Origin of the sequence: Clostridium muellerianum, assembly GCF_012926525.1 — a bacterium.
Classification (GTDB): domain Bacteria; phylum Bacillota; class Clostridia; order Clostridiales; family Clostridiaceae; genus Clostridium_AM; species Clostridium_AM muellerianum.
Map to the genome: position 1 here is coordinate 1 of NZ_JABBNI010000029.1, position 11,995 is coordinate 11,995.

The following is an 11,995-nucleotide window of genomic DNA, read 5'->3' on the forward strand; positions in this document are numbered from 1 at the left end:
ATCAAGCATGGTACTCACTTACTCTTATACACTCTCTATCTATACTATCTTATCCTTGTATAATACTACTATTCTGTATAGTTATATTATTATTTACTATCTATACTATAATCACTAAAGATAACATATATTAATTGCACCTCTTCATATGTATCTTTTATGTTCATTATATTAAAAGATATATATATAATCAATGATTCCCAATATAACACAAATGCAAACTTCAATTTATTTTGTGTAAATAAGCTTAGTTATCATTCCACCAGGTGATTAACCATTATTTGATTGGTGAAATGTCTTTTCACCGTTTATGGTAAAGAAATTTGGATTTCTATCAAATTTTTTTTGTCTTATATATACCAGGAAAAATTTTTTCTAGCTCTGGTTAAGAATATAGATATGAACTATAAAAATAAGATGATGGCAATTTAGCACATCATCTTATTTTTATAGTTGGTCATGACTGATCTTATCTAAAAAGTTGTCATCATATATTTTTTCTGCATCTTCTACCTCTAGTGGTTTACTAAACAGGTATCCCTGAATATAGTGGCATCCAGCTGCTTTTAGACGTTTATATTGAACTACATCTTCTATACCTTCTGCTATTACTTCTAAGTTTAAGCTTTTGGCAAGGAAAATCAAACTGTCTATTACTTTTACATTTTCAAATTCTAAAAATTTGTCATTTAAGGATTTATCTAATTTTATTTTATCTACTGGCAAAAAGGTTAAATAATTAAGAGAGGAGTAGCCTGTACCAAAATCATCTAGTAAAATTTGTATTCCCAATGATTTTAGTTTATTAATAAATGCTATATTTTTTTCTTTTTCCTCTAAAAATATGCTTTCTGTTATTTCTATTTCTATATATTTAGCTTCTACATTTGCTTCTTTTAATGTATTTTCTAGAAATTTAATGTAATTTAAGTCATTTAATTGCTTTGGAGAAAAATTAATGGAAATAGGCTTTATATCTAATCCTTTCTTTTTCCATTTGCTTATTTGGTTAATTGACTCTTTTGTAACCCACCTTCCAATTTCTACAATAAGTCCTGTTTCTTCAGCTACGGGTATAAATTGTCCAGGCGATATATGTTTATTTTTTAGCCTTAGAAGAGCCTCAAAACCTACAATTTTTCCTGTAAAAGTACATACTTGAGGCTGATATAATAGCTTTAACTCCTCTTTTTTTAGAGCATTTCTTAAAATACCTTCTATTTTCATCTTTTCCTGTAGTTTTTCTGTCATTTCTTCTTTGAAGAACATATAGTTGTTTTTTCCTAAATTTTTTACTTTATACATAGCCATATCCGCATTCATGAGTAATTGGCTAACCTCATTACTATGAAAAGGGTATAGGGTAATTCCCATACTACAGCTCAGGTAGGTTTCTTCTCCTTCAATTATTATCTTATTCTTAAATATATTCATTATCTGTTTTGCATAATTTTCAATTACGTCAATATCTTTTTCACCCTGGACTAAAATAAAGAATTCATCTCCTCCAAATCTTGATACAAAAACTTTTTCATCTTTAATGTTTTCAAGTTCTTCTGCAATTTTTTTTAATACTTTATCTCCATATAAATGGCCTAAAGTATCATTAATACCTTTGAAGTTATCAAGATCTAAAAGCATCACCGCACCATAGTTACTTTCAACTATATCTTCTTCTAATTTTTGCATAAGTTTTCTTCGATTAGGTAAACCTGTTAAAGGATCATGATAAGCAATATGGCTTATATACTCTTCCTGTCCTTTCATGGAAGTAATATCTAACACAATACCGTTTATCAGCTTTATATCATTGTTACTATCAAAAATTCCTTTACCCCGAATTAATAACCACTTTAAGTTACCAAAAATGTCTGTAATTTTCACCTGAATATGTATTTCTTCTTTTTCGCCTCTTATATATTTTACTATCTCTTTTATTAATTTTTCTTCATCTTTTAAACTTAAAAATTTTTTTAAAGTTGTATAAATGTTTTCTTTTTCCTTAGTGGCTCTCCCTATAATATTTTTGAATCCTTCTAAAAAATATATATTTTCATCTTCCATATCAAATTCCCACACAGCACTATTAGTTCCTTCAATGGCAATTTCATATTTTTGTCTTAAGCTTTCTAATTTTTCTGTGTAGCTTTGTATTTCATCGTATTGAGCTCTAAGCTCTTCTTCTGATGCTGCCAGTTGCTGATAGGTTGCTGATATTTCTTCATTTGAAGACTGTAATTTTTCCTGATTTTCTTTTAACTCATAAAAATAGCTAGAGGTTTTATCTAATATATTGTTTATAGAAGAAGCTACACCAAAAAAAGTGTCACTTTCTGTTAAAGGCAGCCTATATCCTAAATGTCTTTCTATATCAATTCCATTAATGGATTTATTTAATCTATTTACAGGCTTAATAATATTTCTATTTTTTACCCATAAAAGTAATAAAATCATTATAATAGCTATAATAGACGACTTTATGGCAAGCATATAAATAGAGTAATAAACTTTTTCTGTAGAAAGGCTTAATACAAGAACATTATTGGCCTTTCCGCTGGTAACCACAGGAACATATATTGTCAAAGCTTTTATATTCGCCTTTTTATAATAAGAATCTTTTTTAGCTATATTTCCTTTAAGCGCCTCTTGCATTTCCGGTTCTTTATCCTTATCATATACAATTCCAATGTCTTTTTTTTCTGAATCTGCAATGGCTTTTAAGTTTTTGTCAACGAAAATTACATGAAGAACATTTTCTCCTAGGGTCAATTTTTCAACTAAAGTTTGATAGTTAAATTTTTGCGTGAGATTTTCCACCTCATTGGCAGTTATACCTATCTGGATAAAGGTGCCATCAGAGTTTTTAAAGTATCCATACTTTTTATAGTTAAGTGACTCTGTATCCATTCTTATGTCTTCCATGTATTCGGTTTTGTTGCTTATTCTAAAGTTTTCTACTGGATGGTTTTTTGTTGGTTTCCAACCTAAATAGCGGTCAACATTTGTATAAATAATGGTACCTTCAGGTGAAAACCAGTTTATTTCGGATACATCAAGATCATTTGATATTTCTTTTAACAAGTCATTACTCAAATTATTTTGATCCATCATTATAACTTTCCCAACTCTTCTGATTCTATCTTCTATGAGTTTGTTGATTATTTCTAATGAATTAGCATTTCCTTCTACCTGCAAAACAGTTTGTTTGGATAGGTTTATTCCATCCTGTTTCACCTGCCTAAGCAGCAAATTTTTACTTGTGTAATAACTAATTATACTTATTGTAAATATGGCAATTAATCCGATGAACAATGGCATATAAATTAATTTATATTTATTTACTATAGTTTTTTTTCTTTGAAGTTTCCAATTACCCATAACTTTCTCCTTATGGAATTTACAAAATGTGATTTAATGATAGTTTAATTACTGTTAATTTATTCGACATAATATCTTAAATTCCTTTGATTTATGAGACTTTTTTTTAAGTGATTTTATATTTGAATGTTGTTTTGCATAAAGTGCATTTAAGTCAAAAGAAGTCAATTACATTAGATTAACAAAATTCATAACTTTTTTTAGTAATTGAAAGCTTTAAACTTAAAATAAAAAAAGTAAAGTATCGAGCGAATAAAGTTACATGGACATTATGATATAATTTTCATATATTTTAAATTGCAGTTGTAATATGCTGTGAATGAAAAAACGTATATATAATAATAAAAGAGAAATGGAGGGATACAGACATGATAGAAACAAAGCGGTTATATATAGTTGATGCAACAGAAGCAGATATCAAAACTATTATTGAGTTGGAGAGCCATAAAGATAATCGTAATTTCCTTTGGATTGGTACGTATGAGGAGCATAAGGCCGAAATTGAAGATAAAAATCACCTGCTTTTTGTATTTAGACGAAAAGAGGATAATTTAATTATTGGATATGCCTTAGTCAGATTAAATTTTAAATCTGAAATTTTTGAGTTGCGAAGAATCGCTATTTCCCACAAAGGAATGGGATATGGCAAAGAATCTATGATTGCATTACTAAAATATGCATTTGAAGATAGAAATATCAATCGTTTTTGGTTAGATGTATACCCAGATAATGTGATAGGAATTAAACTTTATGAACGAATTGGAATGCATCGTGACGGGGTTTTAAGACAGAATTATAAATCTGAACGGGGTTATTTGGATCAGATCATATATTCTATGCTAAAGAGTGAATATTTTCAAAAGTAGTTGTTGGTAAGGTTCTTTTTTAATAGAATAATTTTTTAATAATCATGATAAATTAACCATTTAATTAATAAAAAATCATGAAAGATATGTGAGATTAGTGGATTTAGGAAGGAATGTTCAGGAACAGCTTGATGCTATTGTAAAGAATAATGAATATGATGATATAATATCATCAAAGATAAAACCTTAATTGAAAATTATTATAGAATAATAATCATAAAAAGGAGTTAATTTTATAGTATTACATCATTCATATTTTAAAATATATAATAAAAGAGGTTATAGTATGCCACGAAATGAAATTTTAGATAAATTGATTTTAGGGAAAATCATTGCCCCAAATGCAGCAGATGCTTTGAAAAATAATCCTGACTTTAGTGATTTGTTAATGTACTTTAGCAATATGGATAGAGCATATTGTTGGGTTAATGGTTTCTCTTATGAACTAAGATTAGATGAAAAGTCAGCTGTTTTTGATCGTTACAGAATGAATGAAGATTTATTTTTTAAACATGCAAAGAACTTTTCAAAACTTGTTAGTAAAGTTAGATATGGTATTGATTACTTTGAGCCTAAACAGGAGGTGTTAATGAAGATTCCTGAGCTTCTATCAAAGTATCTTGCTCCTATAAAATGGATAGAGAGTAATACTTCTATGTTATCAGATATTCAACTGGGAGGTCTATTGATTACAATTGGTAAAATGCTGCTTCAAGAAAAGAAACAGGAGAATACACAATGTATTATGCAGGAGAAAAATGAAATATCAAAAGTACAAGAGTTACCAGATGATAGTTCTTGGATAGAATTTGCTGAAAAGACTCTTGAAGTGTGTAGAGGTTTTATACAGGAAGAAGGTATTACAGTTGAAGAACTTTATCCTCTTTTATGTAATGAGGATGCTACCGATATTGTTGATTTTACAATGGACATAGAAAATCCAGATATTCTTGTGCTTGCAAACCATATAATTAATATAACACTATTCATACTTACACTTGCTATTTATAAGGAAGGAGGTATAGGGTGTCCACTCCCTGAAATACTTGATAGTTTTCAGGGAGAAGATATGTCAGAAATATTTGTGACATATTTGCTTGATATGATGCAGGATAAAGTAATTGACAAAAAGAAAATGTTAGTTTGTCTAAAACACTCAATTTAGCCTATATAGGCCACATGTATAAAAAACGACATAATTACACAAATATTATCAAAATATTATATTTTTCGCGCAATTACAACATTTATGTGTTATAATTATAATATCAAAAATTATATTTGGGTAGTAAAAATGGAGGTTTATATGCTAGGCAAATTAGAAAACTTTAAACTTAAGAATTTGGTTATCTCTCTAACAATATCAGCAATTGTATCTACATTAATTGTAGGAGTCTTTGGATATTTTAATATGAGGGCTTTAGATAAACAAGTGGGTGAGATGTATGCCGAATACCTTGTTCCTGTAGCAGATATTGGAAATATCAGAAGTAACTTTTATCAGATTAAAGCTGAGGATATTTCATCCAAGATGAATAAGTCTAGTGATTTGTCATCTAAAATTAAAACTTATAGAGATAACATTGATAAGTATTTAAGTGACTTTGAAAAAACTAAAATGGATGAAGAAGAAAGTAAGAGTTTAAATGATTTTAAATCAAGTTATAGTTTTTTTAAAAATTTTTGGGATAATCCAACTAATATTTCTCAAGAAAATCTCAATCAAATTCAGGATCAAGAAACAAAAATAGAAACAAGCTTAAAGAATTTGCAAACATATGAAGAAGAACTTGCCCTAAAAAATAAGAAAATATGTGCTGCAGCATATAGTGCGGCTGAAAGACTTATGTTAGTTATATTTGTATTGTCACTGGTGATATTTACCTTAATTGCATACATAATAATTTTAATTATAAATAAATCATCAAAGGGAATGGTAAAAAATTTACAACAGATTGCAGCAGGAAACTTTACCATAAAATTAGATTGTGATAGTAAAAATGAATTTGGATTAATGAATTCCTCTCTAGAAAAGACTTTAATAAATGTATCCGATATGATTAAAAATGTAAAAAATGTTGCTAATAATGTAAATGATCAGTCAAAGACTCTGTCATCTGTATCAGAAGAAATGGCAGCATCATCACAAAATGTTGCACTGTCAGTTCAGGAAGTTTCAAAAGCAAATGAATCTCAGTCAGGAGAGTTATTTGATATCAATTCAAAATTAAATGAATTTGGTAATCGAATTCAAAATATAGTGAATGCTGTAAAAACTATTGATGATCATTCATTAAATATAAATACTATGGCTAGTGAGAGTGATGTAAAACTGGAGGCTTTAATTGGATCTGTAAATGATTTAATTGATTCATTTAAGGAATTTACAGAAAAAATGAATGCATTAGGTGTTAAAATTAGCAAAATAAATGAGATTACAAATTATATTAACAATATTTCAGAGCAAACCAATCTTTTAGCTTTAAATGCATCAATTGAGGCAGCAAGAGCAGGGAAAAGGATTTTCTATTGTTGCAGAAGAAATAAAAAAATTAGCAGAGGAAAGTAAAGGGTCAACAGCAAATATAAGTAAGTTAACTTCAGATATAGAGCATGATACTTCACAAATAGTAAATATGACTGACTTCATGAATGATAAATTAATTGAACAATCAAATGTTGTTGCAACATCATTAGGTTCATTTAAAAAGATTATTTCAGCTGTTGAACTTATAATTCCAGAAATTAATGAAGTAACTGCATCAGTTTCAGATTTAGATGAGGAAAAGAGTAATATAATAAGCAAAGTAAGTAATACGTCTTCATTGGCAGAAGAGATAAGTGCTTCATCGGAAGAAATGGTGGCTTCATCAGAAGAATTATCTCATTCTACAACTGAAGTATCAAAAGCTGCTTCTGTTTTAAATAATGCCACAGAAGAAATGATCTCATCTGTAAATAGGTTTAAGCTGAAAGAGTCTTAAAATAGTTTCATAGGATTTATGAAAACACTGTAAAATTCAAATTAGAATTTTATAGTGTTTTTTAGTTTACAATATAAAAATGGTGCGACACAAAGAGCAGGAAAAGCTTTAATCTTAACCTTTTGCTAAGACTAATAATAAAACAATTTAGCTTAATGTGAATAAATGCTTATCTTATATTCCTATGTAAAAGTTAAAATTAGTAATTTTAGTTGCACAACAAGTATTGATAATTTTATAATTTAGCTCTTAAAAGTTAAGGCGAAGCTTGCTGTTTTATTATACTAAATTTAAAACAGGTTATTTTTTATTTTATCTAATAGATACTTTTTGTTGACATCTTTGCTTTGATATAGATAAAAGATATTGAAAATTATCAAAAAATCGTATATAATTCAACTATATACAAAATTTACTATAAATGTTAGTTAATATACGATTAACTTACTAATTTTTAAGGGGGACTTTTCATGAAAGCTAAAATTTTTACAAAAAGATTACTGTATAGTTTCTTAACAGTACTTATTACTTTTACTTTGATTTTAGGTTTTACAAAGGTAAAACCGGTATGTGCAAAAACGGAGCATAATCCAGTGGTATTTGTACATGGACTTGGAGGTGCAAGTTATAATTTTGTTTTTATTGAGAATTATTTATTAACACAAGGATGGTCACGAAATGAGTTGTTTGCTGTGGATTTACCGGATAAGGTTTTAGATCCAGCTAACAATTTTGTTAATAGCGCTGTTCTTAATACTTATATTGATAATGTATTAAAAAGCACTGGTAAAAGTAAGGTAGATATAGTGGCTCATAGCATGGGTGGAGCTAATAGTTTATATTATATAAATTATTTAAAGGGAGTTAATAAAGTAGACAAGCTTGTTACCCTTGGTGGAGCAAATGGATTAGTTACTTCTACAGCTCCAAAAGGAGTAGCTGTGACTTCTATTTATAGTTCAAATGATATGGTTGTAGCAAACTATTTATCTTATCTTAATGGAGCTAACAATATAAGAATTTCTGGTGTTGGTCATATTGGACTTTTAGCTAATAACACAGTAAATACATTAATAGTAAGAGCTCTTAAGTAATTTTTAGAAACTTCATTAAATTAAATTTTAATGAAGTTTTTTTTGTTGCTTATAAACACATTTTATCAACAGTTTTTTGTGGTTTGTATCCAGTCAAAGTAGATTGAAAAAAGGTTATTTTGGATCTTGACAAGGAAAGTAATAAGAGATAGAATTAGAACAAGCTTTACACAGTGTGTAAGATTACCATGTGTGTATATTTGTATAATGTATAAAATAAGTATTATACAAAATGTACTGGAGGTGTAAAAATGGATACCAGAAAGATATTAGCTGAAAGCCGAATGGATAGAAAGAAAAGGGAGACCAGGCAGAAGATTGTTAAGGTTGCTATGGACTTATTTCACAGTCAGGGGTTTGACAATACAACAATGGAACAGATAGCAGAAAAAACAGATATTGCAAGAAAAACTCTATATAACTACTTTTCAGTGAAGGAGGCTATAGTTGACGAATATGTAAGAGGGATTTCACAGGAATTAGCTAAAGAAAATTTTAAAATTATACAGAACCTTACAGATACTAAGTCTCGCCTTATGGCTGTTCTTAATCATTCTTATGATTGGGTTGAAAAGAATCCTGAAATTACAGGAATATGTATTAATTATCGTTTAGGAAATATGGTTAAGGAACCAGGATATAAAGGCACTGAAACTGGTACTCAGAGCATTTTGACTAAAATTATTAGTTTAGGACAAAAGGAAGGAGAAATCAGGCCGGATATTTCAGTTAATCTGTTGGTTAGGCATATAGATCTTCTTAGGAGCACAATGACCTTTGAATGGTTGAATGATTCGTCAAGGTTTGAACTCCATGAGGAAATAGTGAGGCTGGTAGATTTATTTCTATACGGGGCAGCCAGCAAGGTAGATAGTTTTAAAAAATCTGATATGGATGAGTAAAGGAGGGGACTTAAGATGAAGTATATTTTGAATTGGAAAGAAGCTTTTCAGGCAGGTGTATCAATGGTTGGAGGTAAAGGCTGGAATTTAGGAAGGTTAGATCAATATGGTTTTAATGTTCCTCAAGGAGAAGTATTGATTGCACAGGCTTATGATGAGTATATCAAGTACAATGAATTACAAAAAATAATTGATAATGTTGCTTCAGCCACTACTCTGGACAATTTGGATGAAGCTGATGTGAAATATAGATTGGAGAGGTTAAGAGAAAAAATCATGGGAGGATCAATACCGCCAGCTATTATTCAGCAGTTATCTACATATATCAATAACTGTGGAAAATTAAAAAAATCCTGGGCTGTGAGATCCTCTGCAGTTGGGGAAGATTCTGAAAAAGCATCCTTTGCAGGGATACATGATTCATTTTTGAATGTTTGCAGTTTAGAGGACATACTGTCAGCAGTGAAAGGATGTTATGCTTCCCTGTGGTCTCCTAGAGCTGTGGCATATCGCAAAAAGATGAATATAAATGATGATGATGTAAAAGCAGCGGTGGTGATTATGGAGATGGTGGAAGCTAAAGCTGCTGGAGTTGGTTTTACCTGTGACATTTTATCAGGACGTCAGGATGTTATAGTGATTAACGCCAATTTCGGGTTAGGTGAATCTGTGGTGTCTGGCACAGTAGAGCCAGATACATATTATCTAGAAGCTGAAGCTGTAAATGCCAGTCCACATTTAATATCGAGAAAAATTGGACATAAGCAAAGTATGGTTATCAGAAGTGAAAATGGTGGAACTCAATTTATTAAGTCAGGGGAAATGTCTTTACAGCAGACACTGCAGGATAAGGAAATTGAAAAGCTTGGCAGGCTTTTGCTGAGAGTATTTGATGCCTTAGGTAATAGTGATCAACATCAGGATGTGGAATGGGTTTATGACGGAGAAAAGTTTGTCTTGGTTCAGGCTAGACCAATAACCACTATCCCACGAAAGACCTTTCCTGCTTTGCAGAACAAACCGGATATCTGGTCTAATGGCAATTATAGAGACGCTGTTCCTATGGTTCAGTCACCTTTAAGTCGCCACTTAATGAAAAATATTGTTGATACTATGCATCAAGGCTTTTTTACTGGAGTGGGTTATGATTTCCCTCACGGGTTACAATTTTCCAAGTTTTTCAATGGAAGGCTTTATTGCAATATATCAGTTCAGCAGTGGGGAAATTATGATGCAATGGGGGCCTTGCCTCAAGGTTTTGGCGTTTTTTGGGGTGGCCACCAGAAGGATATGGAAATAGAAGACACTGATCCCTATGGTGGAGCAATTGGATTAAAGAGAAAAGAATGTGTAGTTAAGAACATGGACTTGGTTAAACAGTGCGAGGAAAACTCTGCTAAAACTTGGAGTCAAATCATGGCTTCAGTAAAGTCAATAACTAGTGAAGACTTTAGTAAGTGGACAGATCAAGATTTTATTAGCAAGTATAATGAATTAGGCAGCGTCGTTAAAGGAATGGCCAAAGAATTCATGTTTTTAAGTGCAGCAGGCAGCATGCCAATTATGTATTTATTAAACATTCTTACTGAGTATTTTTCAGATAAAGCACTAATGGTGATAAATGCATTAATGGTTGGAGGAACAGCAGATATAACCAGTGCTGATCACGGCTACAGGTTGATTGAAATGGCTGAGATTGCAGGTGAAGATATTGATGCTGTTAAATATTTTAATGATGCTAACTTTGATCCTATGAAATGGGAAGTAAAGCTACCTGAGAGCTCTCCATTTAAGAAGGCTTTCCATGAGTTTATACAAGAATATGGTCATCGAGCAGTTTATGAGATGGATATTATAAACCCTAGGTGGAGAGAAGATCCATCCTATTTGCTTGGGATTATACGTAGTACTATAAATACTGCTGACATTGGGAGGCTTAAGAAGGAACAAAAAGAAAAATTGAAACAGGTGTGGATTGAAATCAAAGAAAAAGTGCCTACTTCTAAGCATTCTGAAATAAGAAAGCTTATTAAAGAATGCCAGGATGGAGCGGCAGTGCGAGAAAAGAATAAATCCGTATTAGCATTAATTATGGATGTATACAGAACAATTGCCATAGAATTAGGTCATCGTTTTTATGAAAGAGCTGTAATTAAAGAACCAGATGATGTGTTTTTTTGTACATGGGCAGAACTTTTTTCAATATTGAGTGATGAATGGGATGGTAGAGGGCTTCAATTTATAATTGCTGGGAGAAAAGAATGGAAGAAAAAAATGGAATTGATTGCTCCACCGGATGTAATTTATGGAGAAACTCCAAAATTTACAGAACCAGTTATAGAGGGTTCCAGTAACTGCCTCACTGGAATACCAGTTGCTGCTGGAAAAGCTTCTGGATTAGTTCGGCTTATAAGCAATCCAAATGAGGGAGGACGACTTCAACCAGGAGAGGTTATGGTAGCACCATCCACTGACCCAGGATGGACACCGTTGTTTTTAAAAGCAGGAGCTGTTGTTGTGGAAACAGGAGGATTTTTATCCCACGGAGCCATTGTAGCCAGAGAATATGGAATTCCAGCAGTGGTGAATATATCAGGAGTAATGGGTACGCTGAAGGATGGACAGAAAATACTAGTGGATGGAGATAATGGTAAGGTGTTTCTTATAGATAAGGATATTAATTAGTATAGAAGGATGATATTAAAATGAAAGTTTACAACAAATTATGGCGTAATAAAATACTAATAGAAGCTTCAGGTAGAAAATTTCAT

Annotated in this window: 6 protein-coding genes and 1 pseudogene; 6 read left to right on the plus strand and 1 reads right to left on the minus strand. The window is 30.8% G+C overall.

The genetic code is table 11. The features are described 5' to 3' along the window. Positions 1–447: 447 nt before the first annotated feature. Complete coding sequence (locus HBE96_RS15160) at positions 448–3,378, minus strand: EAL domain-containing protein (protein WP_243186958.1); 2,931 nt, start codon at positions 3,376–3,378, stop codon at positions 448–450. A gap of 368 nt (positions 3,379–3,746) precedes the next feature. On the opposite strand from HBE96_RS15160, the gene HBE96_RS15165 reads away from it, so the two are divergent. The 6 genes and pseudogenes from HBE96_RS15165 to HBE96_RS15195 all read left to right on the plus strand — a co-directional run bounded on the left by HBE96_RS15165 (position 3,747) and on the right by HBE96_RS15195 (position 11,909). Continuing rightward, on the plus strand, positions 3,747–4,244 hold the full coding sequence (locus HBE96_RS15165) for a GNAT family N-acetyltransferase (RefSeq protein ID WP_169298586.1): 498 nt from the start codon (positions 3,747–3,749) through the stop codon (positions 4,242–4,244). 286 nt (positions 4,245–4,530) lie between these two features. After that, positions 4,531–5,409, plus strand: a complete 879-nt coding sequence (locus HBE96_RS15170) for an Imm6 family immunity protein (protein ID WP_169298587.1) — start codon at positions 4,531–4,533, stop codon at positions 5,407–5,409. A gap of 141 nt (positions 5,410–5,550) precedes the next feature. After that, positions 5,551–7,228, plus strand: a pseudogene (locus HBE96_RS15175) (methyl-accepting chemotaxis protein). A 470-nt stretch (positions 7,229–7,698) separates the two neighbouring features. After that, positions 7,699–8,322, plus strand: coding sequence for an esterase/lipase family protein (locus HBE96_RS15185; protein ID WP_169298590.1), 624 nt, complete (start codon positions 7,699–7,701; stop codon positions 8,320–8,322). Positions 8,323–8,573: 251 nt separating this feature from the next. Further along, complete coding sequence (locus HBE96_RS15190) at positions 8,574–9,224, plus strand: TetR/AcrR family transcriptional regulator (RefSeq protein ID WP_169298591.1); 651 nt, start codon at positions 8,574–8,576, stop codon at positions 9,222–9,224. A 15-nt stretch (positions 9,225–9,239) separates the two neighbouring features. Beyond that, positions 9,240–11,909 carry a PEP/pyruvate-binding domain-containing protein gene (locus tag HBE96_RS15195; protein ID WP_169298592.1) on the plus strand — a complete coding sequence of 890 codons (2,670 nt, stop codon included), beginning with the start codon at positions 9,240–9,242 and terminating at the stop codon, positions 11,907–11,909. The last annotated feature ends 86 nt before the right edge of the window (positions 11,910–11,995 follow it).

Bases quoted from the DNA above. Each gene is read 5' to 3' on its own strand.
- HBE96_RS15185 (WP_169298590.1), top strand. From the start codon at position 7,699: ATGAAAGCTAAAATTTTTACAAAAAGATTACTGTATAGTTTCTTAACA.
- HBE96_RS15160 (WP_243186958.1), bottom strand. From the start codon at position 3,378: ATGGGTAATTGGAAACTTCAAAGAAAAAAAACTATAGTAAATAAATAT.
- HBE96_RS15170 (WP_169298587.1), top strand. From the start codon at position 4,531: ATGCCACGAAATGAAATTTTAGATAAATTGATTTTAGGGAAAATCATT.
- HBE96_RS15190 (WP_169298591.1), top strand. From the start codon at position 8,574: ATGGATACCAGAAAGATATTAGCTGAAAGCCGAATGGATAGAAAGAAA.
- HBE96_RS15195 (WP_169298592.1), top strand. From the start codon at position 9,240: ATGAAGTATATTTTGAATTGGAAAGAAGCTTTTCAGGCAGGTGTATCA.
- HBE96_RS15165 (WP_169298586.1), top strand. From the start codon at position 3,747: ATGATAGAAACAAAGCGGTTATATATAGTTGATGCAACAGAAGCAGAT.